This is a genomic window from Metabacillus schmidteae (genome assembly GCF_903166545.1).
Lineage (GTDB): Bacteria > Bacillota > Bacilli > Bacillales > Bacillaceae > Metabacillus > Metabacillus schmidteae.
Genome location: NZ_CAESCH010000001.1, coordinates 628396 through 650884 on the forward strand (window position 1 = coordinate 628396; position 22489 = coordinate 650884).

Annotated in this window: 16 protein-coding genes, 3 rRNA genes and 1 riboswitch; all 19 genes read left to right on the plus strand. The window is 40.4% G+C overall.

The genetic code is table 11. The features are described from left to right. The first annotated feature begins 155 nt into the window (after positions 1-155). The 19 genes from HWV59_RS03110 to purH all read left to right on the plus strand — a co-directional run bounded on the left by HWV59_RS03110 (position 156) and on the right by purH (position 22338). Positions 156-1811 carry a DUF6044 family protein gene (locus HWV59_RS03110; RefSeq protein ID WP_175639964.1) on the plus strand — a complete coding sequence of 552 codons (1656 nt, stop codon included), beginning with the start codon at positions 156-158 and terminating at the stop codon, positions 1809-1811. Between the two features lie 17 nt (positions 1812-1828). After that, positions 1829-2842 carry a glycosyltransferase family 2 protein gene (locus tag HWV59_RS03115; protein ID WP_175638036.1) on the plus strand — a complete coding sequence of 338 codons (1014 nt, stop codon included), beginning with the start codon at positions 1829-1831 and terminating at the stop codon, positions 2840-2842. Beyond that, a complete protein-coding gene (locus HWV59_RS27485) occupies positions 2814-3230 on the plus strand; it encodes a GtrA family protein (RefSeq protein WP_102233235.1) in 417 nt (138 codons plus the stop codon). Before HWV59_RS03115 ends, HWV59_RS27485 begins: the two co-directional genes overlap by 29 nt. Positions 3231-3504: 274 nt before the next feature. Beyond that, a 16S ribosomal RNA gene (locus HWV59_RS03125) occupies positions 3505-5055 on the plus strand. A gap of 213 nt (positions 5056-5268) precedes the next feature. Next, positions 5269-8197 (plus strand): 23S ribosomal RNA (locus HWV59_RS03130). A 78-nt stretch (positions 8198-8275) separates the two neighbouring features. Then, positions 8276-8391, plus strand: a 5S ribosomal RNA gene (rrf, locus tag HWV59_RS03135). The 16S, 23S and 5S rRNA genes sit together here, the layout of an rRNA operon. An 876-nt stretch (positions 8392-9267) precedes the next feature. After that, positions 9268-10035, plus strand: coding sequence for a class I SAM-dependent methyltransferase (locus HWV59_RS03140; RefSeq protein ID WP_175638037.1), 768 nt, complete (start codon positions 9268-9270; stop codon positions 10033-10035). Between the two features lie 176 nt (positions 10036-10211). Further along, positions 10212-10412 (plus strand): NETI motif-containing protein, encoded by a 201-nt coding sequence (locus HWV59_RS03145; protein WP_102231079.1) that lies wholly within the window; start codon positions 10212-10214, stop codon positions 10410-10412. Between the two features lie 86 nt (positions 10413-10498). After that, positions 10499-10600, plus strand: a riboswitch (purine riboswitch). Positions 10601-10713: 113 nt separating this feature from the next. Further along, a complete protein-coding gene (purE, locus tag HWV59_RS03150) occupies positions 10714-11202 on the plus strand; it encodes a 5-(carboxyamino)imidazole ribonucleotide mutase (protein ID WP_102231078.1) in 489 nt (162 codons plus the stop codon). Continuing rightward, a complete protein-coding gene (gene purK / locus HWV59_RS03155) occupies positions 11189-12319 on the plus strand; it encodes a 5-(carboxyamino)imidazole ribonucleotide synthase (RefSeq protein WP_102231077.1) in 1131 nt (376 codons plus the stop codon). The genes purE and purK overlap by 14 nt, the downstream gene beginning before the upstream one ends. 16 nt (positions 12320-12335) lie before the next feature. Continuing rightward, a complete protein-coding gene (purB, locus tag HWV59_RS03160; protein ID WP_175638038.1) occupies positions 12336-13637 on the plus strand; it encodes an adenylosuccinate lyase in 1302 nt (433 codons plus the stop codon). Between the two features lie 112 nt (positions 13638-13749). After that, positions 13750-14481, plus strand: a complete 732-nt coding sequence (gene purC / locus HWV59_RS03165) for a phosphoribosylaminoimidazolesuccinocarboxamide synthase (RefSeq protein WP_102231075.1) — start codon at positions 13750-13752, stop codon at positions 14479-14481. After that, positions 14469-14723, plus strand: coding sequence for a phosphoribosylformylglycinamidine synthase subunit PurS (gene purS / locus HWV59_RS03170; protein WP_102231074.1), 255 nt, complete (start codon positions 14469-14471; stop codon positions 14721-14723). The genes purC and purS overlap by 13 nt, the downstream gene beginning before the upstream one ends. Continuing rightward, the gene (gene purQ, locus HWV59_RS03175) at positions 14720-15403 is read left to right on the plus strand and encodes a phosphoribosylformylglycinamidine synthase subunit PurQ (protein ID WP_175638039.1); all 684 of its coding nucleotides are present in this window, start codon (positions 14720-14722) and stop codon (positions 15401-15403) included. The genes purS and purQ overlap by 4 nt, the downstream gene beginning before the upstream one ends. Then, positions 15387-17615, plus strand: coding sequence for a phosphoribosylformylglycinamidine synthase subunit PurL (gene purL, locus HWV59_RS03180; protein ID WP_175638040.1), 2229 nt, complete (start codon positions 15387-15389; stop codon positions 17613-17615). Before purQ ends, purL begins: the two co-directional genes overlap by 17 nt. After that, a complete protein-coding gene (purF, locus tag HWV59_RS03185) occupies positions 17591-19003 on the plus strand; it encodes an amidophosphoribosyltransferase (protein ID WP_102231071.1) in 1413 nt (470 codons plus the stop codon). The genes purL and purF overlap by 25 nt, the downstream gene beginning before the upstream one ends. A 173-nt stretch (positions 19004-19176) precedes the next feature. After that, entirely contained in the window at positions 19177-20214 is a 1038-nt protein-coding gene (purM, locus tag HWV59_RS03190; protein WP_102231070.1) for a phosphoribosylformylglycinamidine cyclo-ligase, read from the plus strand. Next, positions 20214-20780 carry a phosphoribosylglycinamide formyltransferase gene (gene purN / locus HWV59_RS03195; protein WP_102231069.1) on the plus strand — a complete coding sequence of 189 codons (567 nt, stop codon included), beginning with the start codon at positions 20214-20216 and terminating at the stop codon, positions 20778-20780. The genes purM and purN overlap by 1 nt, the downstream gene beginning before the upstream one ends. Before the next feature lie 19 nt (positions 20781-20799). Next, on the plus strand, positions 20800-22338 hold the full coding sequence (gene purH, locus HWV59_RS03200; RefSeq protein ID WP_102231068.1) for a bifunctional phosphoribosylaminoimidazolecarboxamide formyltransferase/IMP cyclohydrolase: 1539 nt from the start codon (positions 20800-20802) through the stop codon (positions 22336-22338). The last annotated feature ends 151 nt before the right edge of the window (positions 22339-22489 follow it).

Consider the following 22489-nt stretch of genomic DNA (forward strand, 5'->3'; position numbering starts at 1 on the left):
TAGAGAATTATTCCTGATTTAATGATCAGGTTGTGAATCCTGAATTTTATCCAGCAAAATTTTTTAGTATTTTTATCCTGATTTTGTAAATCTTAATAGTACTATTAGATATCTGGTTACTATTTAAAGGTGTGGATGTTGTGCGTGATATTGGAATGAATAAAGAAAAATTTCTAATCCTATTTGCCTTATTTATTATCTTTATATACCTATCTCCATTATTTCTTTTAGGTGAGAATGCCCATATTCGTGTTCATGACAATTTGGATTCAAATTTAGCTTGGTATAAGGTTTTAAGTGAAAGTGGACAATTATTAAGTTCAACTAATGATGTTGTTCCCCAAGTAATTAATGGACTCCCAAGAAATGCATATGGAACTGAATTCAGTTTGATTGTGTGGTTGTATGAAGTATTTCCAACTATGATTGCATATGCACTGAGTCAAACAATTACCAGGGTATTTGCCTTTATCGGAATGTATTTACTCCTAAAGGATCACTTCTTAAAGAAAGAATATCATCTGATTTCTGTTGGGGTTGCATTAGCGTTTGCATTAACACCTTTCTGGCCTTCTGGAATGCTTAGTACGTTAGGAATGCCACTGGCTCTTTGGTCTTTTTTACATATTAGAAACGGAACTAGATCGTGGAAGCAATTTGTTGTATTAACGCTTCTACCTTTGTACTCAAGTATAGTTTTAGGCTTCTTCTTTTTTTTATTTGGTATGGGTGTTTTTTGGGTTATCGATTTTATTAGAGGAAAACGAAATTATTATTTTCTTCTTGCTCTTTGTTACATGACTGCACTGTATTTAATTGTTGAGTATCGTTTAGTATACTCTTTCATATTTGATGATGAGCCAAATAGCAGGGATGAATATTTTCATGCGAGACTTTCTTTGTGGAGGGTTATTCGATTAACATTTAAAAATTTTGTTCTAGGCCACACACATGTGATGACAGTCCATGGGATTTTTGTGTTAGCCGTTACTATTATTTCTTTTGCTATCATAATTTCTAAAAAATTATGGAAGGAAGAAAAGATCTTTATATATTTCTTAATTCTAAATTTCTTGTTATCTGCATGGTATGCATTTTGGTTTTACAAGGGCTGGTTACCATTAACAAAAAGATTCCATGTCATGGATACATTTAATTTTGCGAGATTTCATTTTTTAAGACCAATGGTTATATATGTTGGATTTGCTTTAGGACTTAAGATTATTTGGAATTACAGGAAAAGCTGGAGGTCATATGCGACATTCTTTATCATTGCGCAGATTATCTTACTTTTCTGTTTTAATGATGAAATTATTTATCATAAAAAACCTTCAGTAAAAGAGTTTTATGCTGAAGAACTGTTTGAAGAGATTAAACATTATATCGGCTTGCCGCAAGAAGAATACAGGGTAGTAAGTATTGGTATACATCCGGCAATTTCTCAATATAACGGTTTTTATACTCTTGATACGTATAATAATTTCTACCCTCTATCATATAAGTACAAATTTAGGCCCATTATTGAAAAGGAGCTTGAGAAAAATAAAACCATTCGGACTTACTTTGATGAGTGGGGTGGCCGTTGTTATATATTCACAGATGAGCTTGGAAAGCATTATATGTTTAAAAAAAATTCAAAGAAAACATTAAAAAACCTTGAATTAAACACAGGAGCATTAAAAGAATTAGGTGGAGCTTATATATTTTCAGCTGTACCTATAGAGAACAGTGATATGAATCAATTGGAATTAGAAAGGACCTTTCAAACAAAGTCAGCTGCATGGAAAATTTACTTATATAAAGTCTTATAAAGGTGGAGGGTTATATCATGAGTTATCCTATTTTAACAATTGTTGTACCATGCTATAACGAGGAGGAAGTGTTACCAGAGACAATAACGGTGTTAATTGAGGAATTAAATGAATTAATTGAGAAAACCGTTGTATCTGAAGATAGTAGAATCTTGTTTGTTGATGATGGAAGTAAAGATAGAACATGGTCGATTGTATATAAAAATAGTCTGGAAAATAGAAATGTACACGGATTAAAATTGGCGAGAAATGTAGGTCATCAAAATGCACTATTGGCTGGATTAATCACCGCTTGCAAAACATCAGATTGCGTTATTTCCATTGATGCAGATTTGCAGGATGATGTGTGTGTAATTAGGGATTTCGTGAAAAAGTTTAAGGAAGGATTTGATATTGTCTATGGAGTAAGGAAAAAAAGGGATACTGATAAATTGTTTAAGAAAGCCACTGCAATAGGATTCTATAAAATCATGCAGAAGCTAGGGGTAAACCTTATTTATAATCATGCAGATTTTCGGTTAATGAGCAAGAGGGCGATTCAAGAGTTAGAAAAGTTTGAGGAAGTAAATTTGTTTTTAAGGGGAATTGTTCCTTTAATAGGTTTTTCGTCAACATCTGTTCACTATGATCGTAAAGAAAGGTTTGCGGGCGATACAAAATATCCATTGAAAAAAATGCTATCATTTGCATTTGAAGGTATTACGTCATTTTCTATTACTCCTATAAGATTTGTTATGTTAGTAGGAATTCTATCTTTTATCACTAGCCTGTTATTTGGCACTTATTTTATTACATTAAAATTTTTAGGAGAAACACAAACTGGCTGGACATCGCTTATTACGTCTATTTGGTTAATAGGAGGATTACAGCTAATTGCAATAGGATTGATTGGGGAATATATCGGCAAGGTCTATAAAGAATCTAAAAGGAGACCAAGATACAGTATTGATATTAATACACTTAATTTGACACAACAATTGATTGAAAGGAATTTAGAAACTAATGGTGGAGATCATAGAGAATTACTTTAATAAATCAAATACATTTATTAGGTATATTCTTGTAGGAGTATTTAATACTATTATTGGAATTTCGATCATGTTTCTGCTATTAGAATTGTTTCGATTTTCGTATGGTATTTCAACATTTATCGGAAATAGCATTGGGGCAACAGTGAGTTATTTTTTTAATCGTAACTTTACATTTAAAAGTAATGTAGAAAATAAAAAAGGAATAATACTCTTTATTTTTGTTATTTTGGGTAGCTATTTGATAGCTTACCCTATTGGTTATCACCTGTTATTTGAGAGGTTATTTCAAACGAATGTATTCGGTAAAGAGTTATCAATATTACTTTCTGTATGCTTATATACAATAATAAATTATTTGGGGCAGAGGTATGTAACATTCCGTAGGTAGATCCAAGAAATACCAGTTGAAAAACATTAAGTTGATTGATATTATATAATCTTAGTCACGAGAGATAAAGTTAACTCCAAAAAAACTTTCATCATTTCGTTGACATTGGTTTAGATGAATGTTAAGATGTAATTCCGGTCATAATTAAGTTGTATACCGGACAAGCTACAAATGATCTTTGAAAACTAAACAAAACCAAGCGTGCCAACGTTAATTTCGATTAACAAAAATCGTACTATAATAGTACAAATTTATATGAGCTACATCAAACACTTTATTGGAGAGTTTGATCCTGGCTCAGGACGAACGCTGGCGGCGTGCCTAATACATGCAAGTCGAGCGAATCTGAGGGAGCTTGCTCCCGAAGATTAGCGGCGGACGGGTGAGTAACACGTGGGTAACCTGCCTGTAAGATTGGGATAACTCCGGGAAACCGGAGCTAATACCGGATAACATTTCGAACCGCATGGTTCGAAATTGAAAGACGGCGTCTAGCTGTCACTTACAGATGGACCCGCGGCGCATTAGCTAGTTGGTGAGGTAACGGCTCACCAAGGCGACGATGCGTAGCCGACCTGAGAGGGTGATCGGCCACACTGGGACTGAGACACGGCCCAGACTCCTACGGGAGGCAGCAGTAGGGAATCTTCCGCAATGGACGAAAGTCTGACGGAGCAACGCCGCGTGAACGATGAAGGCCTTCGGGTCGTAAAGTTCTGTTGTTAGGGAAGAACAAGTACCAGAGTAACTGCTGGTACCTTGACGGTACCTAACCAGAAAGCCACGGCTAACTACGTGCCAGCAGCCGCGGTAATACGTAGGTGGCAAGCGTTGTCCGGAATTATTGGGCGTAAAGCGCGCGCAGGCGGTTTCTTAAGTCTGATGTGAAAGCCCACGGCTCAACCGTGGAGGGTCATTGGAAACTGGGGAACTTGAGTGCAGAAGAGGAGAGTGGAATTCCACGTGTAGCGGTGAAATGCGTAGAGATGTGGAGGAACACCAGTGGCGAAGGCGACTCTCTGGTCTGTAACTGACGCTGAGGCGCGAAAGCGTGGGGAGCGAACAGGATTAGATACCCTGGTAGTCCACGCCGTAAACGATGAGTGCTAAGTGTTAGAGGGTTTCCGCCCTTTAGTGCTGCAGCAAACGCATTAAGCACTCCGCCTGGGGAGTACGGTCGCAAGACTGAAACTCAAAGGAATTGACGGGGGCCCGCACAAGCGGTGGAGCATGTGGTTTAATTCGAAGCAACGCGAAGAACCTTACCAGGTCTTGACATCCTTCGCTACTTCTAGAGATAGAAGGTTCCCCTTCGGGGGACGAAGTGACAGGTGGTGCATGGTTGTCGTCAGCTCGTGTCGTGAGATGTTGGGTTAAGTCCCGCAACGAGCGCAACCCTTGATCTTAGTTGCCAGCATTCAGTTGGGCACTCTAAGGTGACTGCCGGTGACAAACCGGAGGAAGGTGGGGATGACGTCAAATCATCATGCCCCTTATGACCTGGGCTACACACGTGCTACAATGGATGGTACAAAGGGCTGCAAGACTGCGAAGTCAAGCCAATCCCATAAAACCATTCTCAGTTCGGATTGCAGGCTGCAACTCGCCTGCATGAAGCCGGAATCGCTAGTAATCGCGGATCAGCATGCCGCGGTGAATACGTTCCCGGGCCTTGTACACACCGCCCGTCACACCACGAGAGTTTGTAACACCCGAAGTCGGTGGGGTAACCGTAAGGAGCCAGCCGCCTAAGGTGGGACAGATGATTGGGGTGAAGTCGTAACAAGGTAGCCGTATCGGAAGGTGCGGCTGGATCACCTCCTTTCTAAGGATATGAGGTACGCTTGGTATTTTGTTTAGTTTTGAGAGATCATTGGATCTTTCAATATAAGTAATAAAACACATAGGATATGAATATCCTGTGCTTTATGTTCCTTGAAAACTAGATAACGATAACAATTCAAGTAATTCACTGAGTTTAAACGCTTAGTTTAGTGATTCTCTTATTAATGAAGTAAATGACATCTTCGATGTCGAAGGTTAAGTTAGTAAGGGCGCACGGTGGATGCCTTGGCACTAGGAGCCGATGAAGGACGGTACTAACACCGATATGCTTCGGGGAGCTGTAAGTAAGCTTTGATCCGGAGATTTCCGAATGGGGGAACCCACTGCTCGTAATGGAGTAGTATTTTTACCTGAATACATAGGGTAATAAAGGCAGACCCGGGGAACTGAAACATCTAAGTACCCGGAGGAAGAGAAAGCAAACGCGATTTCCTGAGTAGCGGCGAGCGAAACGGAATTAGCCCAAACCAAGAGGCTTGCCTCTTGGGGTTGTAGGACACTCTATACGGAGTTACAAAGGAACGGAGTAAATGAAGAGGTCTGGAAAGGCCCGTCAAAGAAGGTAACAACCCTGTAGTTGAAACTTCGTTCCCTCCAGAGTGGATCCTGAGTACGGCGGGACACGTGAAACCCCGTCGGAAGCAGGGAGGACCATCTCCCAAGGCTAAATACTCCCTAGTGACCGATAGTGAACCAGTACCGTGAGGGAAAGGTGAAAAGCACCCCGGAAGGGGAGTGAAAGAGATCCTGAAACCGTGTGCCTACAAGTAGTCAAAGCCCGTTAATGGGTAATGGCGTGCCTTTTGTAGAATGAACCGGCGAGTTACGATCCCGTGCAAGGTTAAGTTGATAAGACGGAGCCGCAGCGAAAGCGAGTCTGAATAGGGCGAAAGAGTACGTGGTCGTAGACCCGAAACCAGGTGATCTACCCATGTCCAGGGTGAAGTTCAGGTAACACTGAATGGAGGCCCGAACCCACGCACGTTGAAAAGTGCGGGGATGAGGTGTGGGTAGCGGAGAAATTCCAATCGAACTTGGAGATAGCTGGTTCTCTCCGAAATAGCTTTAGGGCTAGCCTTGAAATGAGAGTCTTGGAGGTAGAGCACTGATTGGACTAGGGGCCCCCATCGGGTTACCGAATTCAGTCAAACTCCGAATGCCAAAGACTTATGTTCAGGAGTCAGACTGCGAGTGATAAGATCCGTAGTCAAGAGGGAAACAGCCCAGACCACCAGCTAAGGTCCCAAAGTATACGTTAAGTGGAAAAGGATGTGGAGTTGCTTAGACAACCAGGATGTTGGCTTAGAAGCAGCCACCATTTAAAGAGTGCGTAATAGCTCACTGGTCGAGTGACTCTGCGCCGAAAATGTACCGGGGCTAAACGTATCACCGAAGCTGTGGATTGTTCTTACGAACAATGGTAGGAGAGCGTTCTAAGGGCTGTGAAGCGAGACCGGAAGGACTCGTGGAGCGCTTAGAAGTGAGAATGCCGGTATGAGTAGCGAAAGAGGGGTGAGAATCCCCTCCACCGAATGCCTAAGGTTTCCTGAGGAAGGCTCGTCCGCTCAGGGTTAGTCGGGACCTAAGCCGAGGCCGAAAGGCGTAGGCGATGGCCAACAGGTTGAAATTCCTGTACCACCTCCTCACCATTTGAGCAATGGGGGGACGCAGAAGGATAGGGTAAGCGCGCTGTTGGATATGCGCGTCCAAGCAGTTAGGCTGACAACGAGGCAAATCCCGTTGTCACGTAAGCTGAGCTGTGATGGCGAGGGAACTATAGTACCGAAGTTCCTGATTCCACACTGCCAAGAAAAGCCTCTAGCGAGGTGAGAGGTGCCCGTACCGCAAACCGACACAGGTAGGCGAGGAGAGAATCCTAAGGTGAGCGAGAGAACTCTCGTTAAGGAACTCGGCAAAATGACCCCGTAACTTCGGGAGAAGGGGTGCTTTTTAGGGTGAATAGCCCGGAAAAGCCGCAGTGAATAGGCCCAGGCGACTGTTTAGCAAAAACACAGGTCTCTGCGAAGCCGCAAGGCGAAGTATAGGGGCTGACGCCTGCCCGGTGCTGGAAGGTTAAGGGGAGAGGTTAGCGCAAGCGAAGCTTTGAACCGAAGCCCCAGTAAACGGCGGCCGTAACTATAACGGTCCTAAGGTAGCGAAATTCCTTGTCGGGTAAGTTCCGACCCGCACGAAAGGCGTAACGATCTGGGCACTGTCTCAACGAGAGACTCGGTGAAATTATAGTACCTGTGAAGATGCAGGTTACCCGCGACAGGACGGAAAGACCCCGTGGAGCTTTACTGTAGCCTGATATTGAATTTTGGTACAGCTTGTACAGGATAGGTAGGAGCCTGAGAAGCCGGAGCGCTAGCTTCGGTGGAGGCGTCGGTGGGATACTACCCTGGCTGTATTGAAATTCTAACCCACAGCCCTGATCGGGCTGGGAGACAGTGTCAGGTGGGCAGTTTGACTGGGGCGGTCGCCTCCTAAAATGTAACGGAGGCGCCCAAAGGTTCCCTCAGAATGGTTGGAAATCATTCGTAGAGTGTAAAGGCACAAGGGAGCTTGACTGCGAGACCTACAAGTCGAGCAGGGACGAAAGTCGGGCTTAGTGATCCGGTGGTTCCGCATGGAAGGGCCATCGCTCAACGGATAAAAGCTACCCCGGGGATAACAGGCTTATCTCCCCCAAGAGTCCACATCGACGGGGAGGTTTGGCACCTCGATGTCGGCTCATCGCATCCTGGGGCTGTAGTCGGTCCCAAGGGTTGGGCTGTTCGCCCATTAAAGCGGTACGCGAGCTGGGTTCAGAACGTCGTGAGACAGTTCGGTCCCTATCCGTCGTGGGCGTAGGAAATTTGAGAGGAGCTGTCCTTAGTACGAGAGGACCGGGATGGACGCACCGCTGGTGTACCAGTTGTCTTGCCAAAGGCATAGCTGGGTAGCTATGTGCGGAAGGGATAAGTGCTGAAAGCATCTAAGCATGAAGCCCCCCTCAAGATGAGATTTCCCATCACACTAGTGAGTAAGATCCCTGAAAGATGATCAGGTTGATAGGTCAGAGGTGGAAGCGCGGTGACGTGTGGAGCTGACTGATACTAATCGATCGAGGACTTAACCTAATAAAAGCGTAAGCTTAGTGAATTGAATTGTGATTCGTTATCTAGTTTTGAAGGAATATGCCTTCAAACTTTATATTATTTGGTGATGATGGCGAAGAGGTCACACCCGTTCCCATGCCGAACACGGAAGTTAAGCTCTTCAGCGCCGATGGTAGTTGGGGGTTTCCCCCTGTGAGAGTAGGACGTTGCCAAGTAAGAAGAGGAAAAAGATCAGTAGAGATACTGGTCTTTTTTTATATGAATTTAAAAAATAATATAAACCGAAGGTTTAGTCTGTAAAGAGGTAGAGACAAAGTAAACTTACTAGCCTGAGGTTTGGGAGAAGCATATTAAGGAACTTCTACTAAGAGCGCCACGTCCTGTGGCAACGTAGAAGTCAGCACTTCCTGTGCAAGTAAGGAAGTGCCGAGAGAGAAGACCGGAATGTGCGCAGTTGGCACATGAGGATCTGAACGAACAAGCTGACGCGGAGATTCGCCGCTTATCGCAAGCCGAAATCCGAACACGGAAGTTAAGCTCTCAGCGCCGATGGTAGTTGGGGGTTTCCCCCTGTGAGAGTAGGACGTCGCCAAGTAAGAAGAGGGAAAAGATCAGTAGAGATACTGGTCTTTTTTTGTTTGATATGGAGTTTACGTGTATGTAGATTTTTGGTGAATTTTGTAGAATAGTAGATAAATTAAAATAATCGAAGATAAGTTGCTGAAAATCGAAGATAAAATGAAATAATCGTTGATAAATCTCCATAATCGAAGATAAATTAACTTAACACCCTACTAATGTGCGCAGTTGGCACATGAGGATCTGACGAACAAGCTGACGCGGAGATTCGCCGCTTATCGCCAGCCGAAATCCGAACACGGAAGTTAAGTTCTTCAGCGGCGATGGTAGGTGGGGTTTCCCCCTGTGAGAGTAGGACGTTGCCAAGTAAGAAGAGGAAAAAGATCAGTAGAAATACTGGTCTTTTTTTGTATATTAAAAAGTATTCTACTGTAAAAACTCAAGCCTCTAAAATAAAAATACCTATTTTTAACATATGATGTTATATTATATAAAAAATAGGTTGGTGCAAAATGACGAGAAGAAATCAGTGGGACGCACATTTATATGATCAGCATCATTCATTTGTTTCTGAGTATGGTCATGATCTAGTTAAGCTGTTGAATCCAACTTCTGGAGAGAGAATACTTGATGTTGGATGCGGTACAGGGGATTTAATGAATACACTTGTCGACTTTGGTGTTGATGGATTAGGTGTAGATCAATCAGAGACAATGGTAGTGAAGGCGAAAGAAAAGTATCCTGAATTGAGCTTTGAGGTTAAGGATGTTCTAGAGTTGGACTTCCAAGGAGAATTTGATGCTGTTTTTTCAAATGCTACCTTACATTGGGTTAAAGAACCAAAATTAGCATTAGAAAAAATGTATGAAAGTTTAAAGGTGGGAGGACGTTTTGTTGCGGAGTTTGGGGGAGCTGGTAATGTTGAGCTAATCTTAAATGAGTTTAGAAAGCAGTGTCAACAAGAAGGTTATTCTGTGACAAATGAATCTCTTCCCTGGTATTTTCCTACGATTGGTCAATATACCTCTTTAATGGAGGCTGTCGGTTTTCAGGTGACGTGTGCTGTGCATTTTAATCGACCTACAGTACTTGATGGAGAAGATGGGCTTAGAAATTGGCTACACATGTTTATGCCGAATTTCCTTCACTCACTGCCCGATGATGTGGAGATGAGGGTGCTAACCAATGTAGAAAATAACTTACGTCAGATTCTATATAAGGATAAGCAGTGGGAGGCAGATTACAAGCGTATTAGAGTAATGGCTATTAAGCATGAGTGAAAAAGAGTGACTTCTATGATACATAATTAAACTTCATTTAAAACTTTTTGAGGAATGATCATTTTAGTCATTCCTTTTTTTACTTCCTAAATAGTCACTTCTGATTTAAAGGATATATTTACATAAATAGTGGTAGAATGTAGAATACATAGGATTGTAAGCATGGAGGAATGAGAATGACAGCAAAGCCAAAAAAGAAAAAGTTTATTGTTGAGGAGAATGAAACAATTGATGATTGTCTTAACAGAATGAGTAAGGAAGGATATATGCCGGTTAGAAGAACGGAGCAGCCCATTTTTAAGGAAGAGGTCCGAGATAATGTAGTTGAACATATCCCATGTGGAAGAATGATTACATTTGAAGGGAAACTATTGTAAAAACCGAACAATAAGTTAGTATTAAAATTAATCGTTCGATTTTACGTTGACATTGGGTAGCTTCATTGTTAATATAAACATGTAAATAATTAATTTAAATTGAACCTCATATATAATTGGGAATATGGCCCAGAAGTTTCTACCCGGTAACCGTAAATTATCGGACTATGAGGGAAAGTGAATGTATATACGATTCGGAAATCAAAAAATCCGAGCTCGATATATCTAACTTTCTCTATTAGTTGAGAAAAGTTAAATATCGGGCTTTTTTGTTTTTAGATTTGATAAAGGTGGGGAAAAAATGGATCCGATTGTTGGAGTCATAATGGGAAGTACCTCTGATTGGGGCACGATGAAATTTGCATGCGATATACTAGATGAGCTTAGTATTCCATATGAGAAAAAGGTGGTTTCTGCACACCGTACGCCGGATTATATGTTTGAATATGCTGAGAATGCTAGAAACAGAGGCTTGAAGGTTATTATTGCAGGTGCAGGTGGAGCAGCCCATTTACCAGGCATGGTTGCAGCAAAAACAACACTGCCTGTCATAGGTATTCCTGTTCAGTCAAAGGCTTTAAATGGTCTTGATTCATTATTATCAATCGTGCAAATGCCAGGAGGTGTTCCAGTTGCAACTGTTGCGATAGGTAAAGCTGGAGCAACAAATGCAGGGCTTTTAGCTGCTGAAATTCTCTCGACGAATGATCAAACACTTGCTGATAAGTTAGATACAAGAAGAGAAGAATTAAGATTAAAAGTTTTGGAAAGCAGTGATGAACTTGAATAATCAAACCATTCTACCAGGAAGCACAATTGGCATAATCGGCGGTGGACAGCTTGGAAGAATGATGGCAGTCGCAGCTAGACAAATGGGCTATCGTATTGCTGTATTAGATCCAACAAAAGACTGTCCATGTGGTCAAATTGCTGATATTGAAATTACAGCGAGCTATGATGATTTAGATGCCATTAAAGAGTTAGCAAAAGTTAGTGATGTCATAACATATGAATTTGAGAATATTGATTATACAGCTTTACATTGGTTAGAAGAGCATGCATCATTGCCACAGAAAAGCTCTTTGCTTTTGCTAACACAAGATCGTGAAACAGAAAAAGCAGCAATCGTAAATGCGGGTTGTCAGGTAGCACCATATCAGATTATCCACTCGGAGGAAGAGCTACAGCAATCTGTAGAACTGCTTCAGTATCCTTGTGTCTTAAAAACATGCAGGGGTGGTTATGACGGCAAAGGACAAGTAGTGATTCGGGAAGAACAGGATCTCTCAAAAGCTAAAGAATTGTTAAATCACGGTACATGTATTTTGGAAAAGTGGGTTCCATTCAAAAAAGAAATTTCAGTTATTGTGACCCGATCTGTTAATGGAGAAACAAAAACATTTCCGGTAGCTGAAAATATTCATAAAGATAATATATTATACCAAAGCATTGTTCCTGCCAGAGTATCGGATCGTGTCATCGAAAAGGCAGAAGAGCTGGCTATTAAACTATCAAATAGTTTTGAACTTGTAGGAACACTTGCTGTTGAAATGTTTTTAACGGACAATGACGAAATCTATATAAATGAGTTGGCACCACGTCCACATAACTCAGGTCATTACACGATTGATTTATGTGAAACAGATCAGTTTGAACAACATATACGTTCTGTATGTAATCTACCCCTAGGACAAACCAAGCTACTACAAAGTGGTATGATGGTTAATCTTTTAGGAGAAGATTTACCAATTGTAAGTGAACATCTTTCACTCCTGCAACAAGCTAAACTTCATCTTTACGGTAAAAAAGAGCCTGCTTCTAAGCGTAAGATGGGACATATAACATTTATTATTGAACCAAATCAGGATAATATAGAAAAGATCAATAAAATTTGGGGTCAAAATTGAACGGAGGCAAAAAGAAATGATCGAACGTTATACAAGACCAGAAATGGGAGCAATTTGGACGGAAGAGAACAAATTTAAGGCATGGTTAGAAGTTGAAATCCTTGCATGTGAAGCATGGGCTGAGCTTGGTGTTATTCCAAAAGAAGATGTGGCATTGCTTCGTGAAAATGCATCTTTTGATGTGAATCGCATAAATGAAATCGAGTTAGAAACTCGTCATGATGTTGTAGCTTTTACAAGAGCGGTATCTGAGACTCTTGGTGAAGAGCGTAAATGGGTTCATTATGGGCTAACATCAACAGATGTTGTTGATACAGCTTTATCATACTTATTAAAACAAGCGAACGATATCTTATTAAAAGATATTGAGAACTTTATCCAAATATTAAAAGAAAAAGCTCAAGAACATAAATATACAGTTATGATGGGACGTACTCACGGTGTACATGCTGAACCAACAACCTTTGGTTTAAAACTTGGTTTATGGTATGAAGAAATGAAACGTAACTTAGATCGTTTCAAACGTGCTGCAGAAGGAGTAGAGTATGGGAAAATCTCCGGTGCAGTAGGAACGTATGCAAACATCGATCCTTTTGTTGAAAAATATGTGTGTGAAAAGCTAGGTACAAAACCAGCTCCAATTTCAACACAAACTCTTCAACGCGATCGTCATGCTGATTACATGGCATCTATCGCACTTGTAGCAACATCAATTGAAAAGTTTGCTGTAGAAATTCGTGGCTTACAAAAGAGTGAAACTCGTGAAGTGGAAGAGTCTTTTGCAAAAGGTCAAAAAGGATCTTCTGCAATGCCGCACAAACGTAATCCAATTGGTTCAGAAAACATGACTGGTCTTGCTCGTGTCATTCGCGGTTATATGTTAACAGCTTATGAAAATGTTCCGTTATGGCATGAAAGAGATATTTCTCACTCTTCAGCTGAGCGTATTATCTTACCGGACGCTACGATTGCTCTTAATTATATGTTAAACCGTTTTGGTAACATCGTGAAAAACTTAACTGTTTTCCCGGAAAATATGAAGCGCAATATGGATCGTACACAAGGTCTTATTTACTCTCAACGTGTTTTACTTGCTTTAATTGATACGGGAATGACAAGAGAAGAAGCATATGATCTTGTTCAACCAAAAGCAATGGAAGCTTGGGAAAAACAAGTACCTTTTAGAGGATTAGTAGAAGCAGAAGAAAAAATTACTTCAAGATTATCTGAGGAAGTAATTGCAGATTGCTTCGATTATAACTACCACTTAAAAGGTGTAGACACAATTTTTGAACGTCTTGGTCTTTTAAAAAAATAATAGCAAGGGCTTAATAAAGTCCCTTGCTATCTCTTTGAACAAAAACGCTAGTAAGAAAATCTGACAGAACTTAATCTAAAGGTTCCCAATATTCAGTTTTAGGAGGGCTTTCATGAGCACAGAAAAGCTTGAATTACTATATGAAGGTAAAGCTAAACAGATTTATAAAACAAATGAACCTAATATTCTTTGGGTCTCTTATAAAGATTCCGCGACTGCTTTTAACGGTGAGAAGAAGGAAGAGATTACTGGTAAGGGTCGTTTAAACAATGAAATTTCCACATTAATTTTTGAAAAGCTAACAGCAAACAACATTGAAAATCACTTTGTGAAAAGATTGTCGTCAACAGAGCAGCTTGTAAAAAAAGTAACGATTATTCCTTTAGAGGTCGTTGTACGAAATGTTGTAGCAGGAAGTCTTTCTAAACGAATTGGCATTGAAGAAGGAACAGAGATTAAGAATCCGCTGGTAGAGTTTTACTATAAAGACGATGATTTAGGGGATCCGCTCATAACAGAAGATCACATTGCGCTTTTAGAAGTAGCAACACCAGAGCAGGTTCAAACATTGAAAACTCTTGCGAAGCAGGTCAATGAAGTACTTAAGGCTCATTTTCTTTCCTGTGATATACGCCTAATTGATTTCAAATTAGAGTTCGGTATGACAGAGGAAGGAAAGATTATTCTTGCAGATGAAGTATCACCTGATACATGCAGATTATGGGATATCAACACAAATGAGAAGTTTGATAAAGATGTTTTCCGCAGAAATATTGGAAGTTTAACAGATGCATATGAAGTTATTTTAACTAGACTTGGAGGCCAATCAACATGTACAAAGTAAAAGTTTATGTCACGTTAAGAGAAAGTGTATTAGATCCACAAGGAAGCGCGGTAAAGAGTGCATTACACAGCATGGACTACAAAGAAGTTCAAGATGTTCGTATCGGAAAATATATGGAGTTAACGATTGAAAAGTCAGATCGTGATTTAGATACAGCTGTTCGCGAAATGTGTGAAAAATTACTTGCTAATACAGTGATTGAAGACTTTAGCTACGAGGTACAGGAGGTTGTCACAAAGTGAAATTCGCTGTGATTGTATTCCCAGGATCTAATTGTGATGTTGATATGTATCATGCAATTAAAGATGAGCTCGGTGAAGAAGTAGAATACGTATGGCATGATGAGACAGATTTAAGCCGATTTGATGGAATTCTTCTTCCAGGCGGTTTTTCATATGGAGATTATTTACGCTCAGGTGCTATTGCTCGCTTCTCAAACGTAATGAAAGAAGTGGTAAAGGCAGCTGAAGCGGGTAAACCCGTACTCGGAGTATGTAATGGATTCCAGATTTTATTAGAAGTAGGATTACTTCCAGGTGCTATGAAACGAAATGAAAACTTAAAGTTTATGTGCCGTCCTGTGAACTTAAAGGTTGAGAACAATGATACAGCCTTTACTTCAGCTTACTCAAAGGATGAGATCATTTCAATTCCGATCGCACATGGAGAAGGGAACTATTATTGTGATGAGCAAACACTACAAGCGCTTAAAGAAAACAATCAAATTGTGTTTACGTACGAAACGAATCCAAATGGCAGCCTAGTTGATATTGCAGGAATTACAAATGAGCGCGGAAATGTATTAGGGATGATGCCACATCCTGAGCGTGCAGTTGATGAGTTATTAGGAAGTGCAGACGGATTAAAATTATTTCAATCGATCGTAAAAAACTGGAGGGAATCTCATGTCACTACTGCTTGAACCAACTAACCAGATGATAAAAGATGAAAAAATCTACAGACAAATGGGTGTAAGTGATGACGAGTTTGCCCTGATTGAAAAAATTATTGGACGTCTCCCAAATTACACAGAAATTGGAATTTTTTCCGTTATGTGGTCTGAGCACTGCAGTTATAAAAATTCTAAACCAATCCTTAAAAAATTCCCTGTAACAGGTGAAAAAGTATTACAAGGTCCTGGTGAAGGTGCAGGAATTGTTGATATAGGTGACAATCAGGCGGTTGTATTTAAAATTGAAAGTCATAACCACCCTTCAGCAATTGAGCCTTATCAAGGTGCAGCAACAGGTGTAGGTGGAATCATTCGTGACGTTTTTTCAATGGGTGCAAGACCAATCGCTATCTTAAACTCATTACGCTTCGGTGAACTCAAAACACCTCGAGTGAAATACTTATTTGAAGAGGTTGTTGCAGGTATTGCAGGATATGGTAACTGTATCGGAATTCCAACAGTAGGTGGAGAAATTCAATTTGATAATTCATATGAAGGAAATCCACTTGTTAACGCAATGTGTGTTGGTTTAATCAATCATGAAGATATTAAAAAGGGTCAGGCTAAAGGCGTTGGCAACACTGTAATGTATGTTGGTGCGAAAACTGGTCGTGATGGAATTCATGGTGCAACATTTTCTTCTGAAGAATTAACCGAAGATTCTGGTGCAGACCGTTCAGCTGTACAAGTAGGCGATCCATTTATGGAGAAGCTTTTATTAGAAGCTTGTCTTGAAGTTGTAAAAAATGATGCACTGGTTGGTATACAAGATATGGGTGCAGCTGGATTAACTAGTTCATCTGCTGAGATGGCAAGTAAAGCAGGATCAGGTATGGAAATGAACCTTGATTTAATCCCACAACGTGAAACAGGTATGTCCGCATATGAAATGATGCTTTCTGAATCACAAGAAAGAATGCTGCTAGTTATCGAAAAAGGAAGAGAGCAAGAAATTGTTGACCTATTTGAGAAATATAATTTAGAAGCAGTAACAGTTGGTAAAGTAACAGACGATAAAATGCTTCGTCTTTTCCATAAAGGTGAAGTGGTTTGTGAGCTTCCAGTTGATGCACTTGCAGAGGAAGCACCAGTTTATCATAAGCCTTCAAAGGTACCGGCATATTTTGAAGAATTCCAACAAATGAATGTTGCGCCAATTCAAGTAGATAACTATAAAGAAACACTTCTTAATCTATTAAAACAACCAACAATTGCTTCAAAAGAATGGGTTTATGATCAATATGATTACATGGTACGTACAAATACAGTCGTAGCACCTGGCTCTGACGCAGCTGTTGTTCGTATTCGTGATACGAAAAAAGCATTAGCTATGACAACTGACTGTAACTCTCGTTATCTATATTTAGATCCGGAAGTTGGCGGGAAAATTGCTGTAGCTGAAGCTGCGCGTAACATCGTATGTTCAGGAGCAACTCCATTAGCAATTACAGATAATCTAAACTTCGGTAACCCTGAAAAACCTGAGATTTTCTGGCAAATCGAAAAAGCGGCAGACGGTATTAGTGAAGCTTGTCGAGTATTAAATACCCCGGTAATCGGCGGGAATGTTTCTCTATATAATGAAACAAACGGAACAGCAATCTATCCGACTCCTGTCATTGGAATGGTTGGGTTAATTGAAGATACAGATTATATTACAACTCAAGACTTCAAAACAGCAGGAGATCTTATCTATTTAGTAGGGGAAACGAAAGCAGAATTCGGTGGTAGTGAGCTTCAGAAGCTTACACACGGAAAAATCTTTGGTCAATCACCTGAGCTTGATTTAGACAAAGAAAGCAAAGTACTAGGCCAGCTTTCAGCAGCAATCCGTGCGAAGTCTGTTGCATCTGCACACGATGTTTCTGAAGGTGGTGTTGCGGTTGCTTTAGCAGAACCATTATTCGGCGGTAAAGGACTAGGTGCGGAAGTAACTCTTCAAGGTGATGCAACTGCAGCATTGTTTAGTGAATCACAAACAAGATTTATTCTTTCAGTGAAAAAAGAAAACAAAGAAGCATTTGAACAATTAGTTGAAGCAATTTGTATTGGGGAAGTAACAGACTCAGGCAAACTAGTTATTAAAAACGAACAGGATGAAACACTTGTCGATGCATCTGTTGAAGAGTTAAAAGATGCATGGAAAGGAGCTATCCCATGCTTGCTGAACTCAAGGGATTAAACGAAGAATGTGGAGTGTTCGGAATTTGGGGACACCCGGAGGCAGCGCAAATTACGTATTATGGCTTGCATAGTCTACAGCATAGAGGTCAAGAAGGTGCCGGGATTGTGACTAGCGATGGTGAGAAGCTAACAGGTATGAAGGGATTAGGGCTCATCAATGAAGTATTTGCAAACGGAAAATTAAATGAGTTATCAGGAAAAGCAGCTATCGGTCATGTTCGTTATGCAACAGCTGGTGGAGGCGGGTATGAAAATGTCCAGCCTCTCCTTTTTAAATCACATAGTGGCAGCTTAGCTCTTGCCCATAATGGAAACCTTGTTAATGCGACACAGGTTAAGCATCAGCTTGAAAGTCAGGGAAGTATTTTTCAAACAACTTCTGATACAGAGGTGTTAGCACATCTGATTAGAAGAAGCGGCTATCAAGATATGAAGGAAGCTGTGAAAAATGCCTTAACGATGCTTAAGGGAGCATATGCTTTCTTAATTATGACGGAAAATGAAATGATGGTTGCACTTGATCCAAACGGATTACGTCCATTGTCAATCGGGGTTATGGGAGATGCATACGTTGTTGCATCTGAAACATGTGCTTTTGATGTTGTCGGTGCAAAGTACGAAAGAGACGTTCAACCGGGTGAGTTGTTAATCATCAATGATGAAGGCATTCGCTCTGAACGCTTTTCGATGAATATTAATCGTTCCATTTGCAGTATGGAATATATTTATTTCTCACGTCCTGATAGTAATATTGATGGTATTAACGTTCATACTGCACGTAAAAACCTTGGTAAACGCTTGGCGGTTGAATCTGAAGTAGATGCTGACGTTGTAACAGGTGTTCCTGACTCAAGTATTTCAGCAGCGATCGGTTTTGCTGAATTAACTGGAATTCCTTATGAGTTAGGATTAATTAAAAATCGATATGTAGGTCGAACATTTATTCAACCTTCTCAATCATTACGTGAGCAAGGGGTAAAGATGAAGCTTTCAGCAGTTCGTGGTGTTGTTGAAGGAAAACGTGTTGTCATGGTTGACGATTCGATCGTACGTGGAACAACAAGTAGACGTATTGTGAATATGCTTCGTGAAGCTGGGGCTGCAGAGGTTCATGTGCGTATAAGTTCACCTCCAATCGCAAATCCATGCTTCTATGGAATTGATACTTCCACACATGAGGAATTAATTGCTTCTAATCATTCAGTGGAGGAAATTAGACAAATTATTGGGGCGGACAGCTTAGCTTTCTTAAGTGTTGAAGGCTTACTTGAAGGTCTTGGTCGACCATATGAGGGTGAAACAAGAGGACAATGTTTAGCCTGCTTCACAGGACGCTATCCGACCGAAATTTATGCAGATACCGTTTTACCACATGAAAAAGCCTAAATAGGAAAAATGTGATAGGAATCGAAGGCTCGATTCCTGTCTTACTTTACAATACAAAGTGGTAAATCTTACACTGAATTATGTGTTTAACATCCATATAGGTTTTAGCACTTTGTTGATTGTTTTCGCAGAAATAACAAGATAACTAGATTAGTTTTTTAGGAGGATCACACATGTCTGACATTTATAAGCAAGCCGGTGTAGATATTGAAGCTGGTTATGAAGCTGTTACAAGAATGAAAAAGCATGTTGCCAAGACAATGCGCGCAGGTGTATTAGGGGGACTTGGCGGCTTTGGTGGAATGTTTGATTTAAGCGAATTGAATTATAAAAAGCCTGTACTTGTTTCAGGAACAGACGGTGTTGGAACAAAGTTAAAGCTTGCTTTTATGGCTGATAAGCATGATACGATCGGAATTGACGCTGTAGCCATGTGTGTGAATGACATTTTAGCTCAAGGAGCAGAGCCGTTATTTTTCTTAGATTATTTAGCACTTGGAAAGGCAAAGCCGGAAAAAATTGAGCAAATTGTAAAAGGAATTGCAGACGGTTGTGAACAATCAGGATGTGCATTGGTCGGTGGAGAAACAGCTGAAATGCCAGGTTTATACGAAGAAGAGGAATATGATGTTGCCGGCTTTTCGGTTGGTGCTGTAGAAAAAGATGAAATTGTAACGGGAGAATATATTAAGCCTGGTCATGTATTAGTGGGTCTAGCATCCAGCGGAATTCATAGTAATGGTTTTTCATTAGTTCGTAAGATTCTGTTAGAGGACCAAAAGCTTGAACTAGATAAAGTATATGAGCCTTTTACACAAACGTTAGGAGAAGTGCTGCTTACACCAACAAAAATCTATGTGAAACCTGTTTTAGACGTGATCAAAACCTATCAAGTTGATGGAATGGCCCACATTACGGGTGGCGGTTTTATTGAAAATATTCCAAGAATGTTACCTGAGGGAACAGGAGCAGAAATCGATCTTGGTTCATGGCCTAAGCCTGCAATCTTTGACTACTTAAAGGAAAAAGGACAGCTGGAAAGTGAAGACATGTATAATGTATTCAATATGGGAATTGGCTTTGTTCTTGCAGTGAAAGAAGATGTACTTCAAGATGTTCTTGAGAAACTAGATGCAAATGGTGAAAAAGGTTATGTAATTGGTCGCGTCATTGAAGGCTCTGGAGTGACATATAATGGAGGAGCATTTTAATGAAGAAGTTAGCTGTTTTTGCATCAGGGAATGGCAGTAATTTTCAGGCGATTATAGATGAAGTGAAAAATGGTACTTTAGAGGCTGATATTCGCTTAGTTGTTTGTGATAAGCCAACCGCAGGTGTTATTGCTCGAGCTGAAGCAGCGAATATTCCGGTTTTCTGTTTTAAACCAAAGGAGTATAAAACAAAAGCTCAGTTTGAACAAGAAATTTTAGCTGCCTTGCAAAAACATCAAGTTGATCTCGTTATTCTTGCGGGTTATATGAGATTAATTGGTGAAACACTGCTAACTGCTTATGAATCAAAGATCATTAATATTCACCCATCATTGTTGCCGGCTTTTCCAGGTAAGGATGCCGTTGGACAAGCATATGAAGCAGGGGTGAAAATAACAGGTGTAACTGTTCATTATGTTGATGCAGGCATGGACACAGGGCCAATTATTGCCCAGAAAGCAGTAGATATTACAGAGGAAGATACTGCTCAATCAATTGCTGAAAAGATCCATGCAGTTGAGCATGTTTTATACCCAAAAGTCATTCAAGAACTAATTACAAAATAAAGCATAGAGGTGAGGAATCATGTCAGTAAAACGTGCACTTGTTAGTGTTTCAGATAAAGCGAATCTTGTTCCTTTTGTAAAAGAATTAATTGAACTAGGTGTTGAAGTGATTTCAACTGGCGGAACAAAATCACTATTAGAAGAAAGCGGACTAAACGTTATTGGAATTTCAGAGGTAACAGGCTTTCCAGAAATTATGGACGGCCGTGTAAAGACTCTTCACCCAAATATCCATGGCGGATTACTAGCTGTGCGTAACAATCCTAGTCATATGAATCAGTTGAAAGAAAATAATATTGAAACAATTGATATGGTTGTCGTAAACCTTTATCCATTCAAAGAGACAATTTCTAAACCGGATGTTCAATTCCAAGATGCAATTGAGAACATTGATATTGGCGGTCCTTCTATGCTTCGTTCTGCTGCTAAAAACCATGAAGATGTCACAGTAGTTGTTGATCCAGCAGATTATCAGGCTGTATTGGATGAACTTAAAGCTTCTGGTGAAGTTTCATTGGAGCAAAAGCAACGCTTAGCGGCAAAGGTATTCCGTCATACAGCTGCTTATGATGCCTTAATTGCTGAATTTTTAACAAAAACAATTGGTGAAGATGATCCGGAAACAGTCACATACACGTTCGAGAAAAAACAATCTCTACGCTATGGTGAAAACCCTCATCAAAGTGCAACATTCTATCAAAAACCATTTGTACCAACAGCTTCAATTGCAAATGCAAAGCAACTTCACGGGAAAGAGCTATCTTTTAATAACATTAAAGATGCGGATGCGGCATTACAAATTGTTCGTGAGTTTACGGAGCCGGCAGCGGTTGCTGTTAAGCATATGAATCCATGTGGAGTAGGTGTTGGAACGTCTGTAAACGAAGCATTTTCACGTTGTTATGAAGCAGATCCAACTTCTATTTTCGGCGGGATCGTTGCATTAAATGAAGAAGTTGATGTTGAAACAGCGAAGCAGTTACATGAAATCTTCCTTGAAATCATTATTGCTCCTTCATTTAGCCAAGAAGCATTGGATGTGTTAACAAGTAAGAAAAACCTTCGTCTGTTAACAATTGATGTGAAAGCAGCATCTAAACAGGATAAAGTTCTTCAATCTGTACACGGTGGTTTACTCGTACAAGATGAAGACACACTTTCACTTGATGATGTTGAAGTGACAATTCCAACGAAGCGTGAGCCTTCTGAAGAAGAGTGGAAGGATCTTAAACTTGCATGGAAAGTTGTTAAACATGTGAAATCAAATGCTATTGTGTTAGCAAAGGATGAAATGACAGTTGGTGTTGGTGCGGGTCAAATGAACCGCGTTGGTGCAGCGAAAATTGCCATTGAACAAGCGGGTGTTAAGGCACAAGGAAGTGCATTAGGTTCAGATGCGTTCTTCCCTATGCCGGATACGGTCGAGGCAGCTGCAAAAGCTGGTGTAACAGCAATCATCCAGCCTGGCGGGTCCATCAAGGACGAAGATTCCATTCGTATGGCTGACGAGTATGGCATTGCGATGGTATTCACTGGAGTACGTCACTTTAAACATTAAGAACTAAAGCGCAAGCGCCTTGATCAGCCCCGACAAGCATAAGACGCAAATGAATAGAAGATGTTCTTTGTCTTCAATTCATTTGTGGCTTATGACCTCGAGGGGCTAGGCGCTGGAGCTGGACGTCAAAGCGCTTATCCACAGTTCAAGG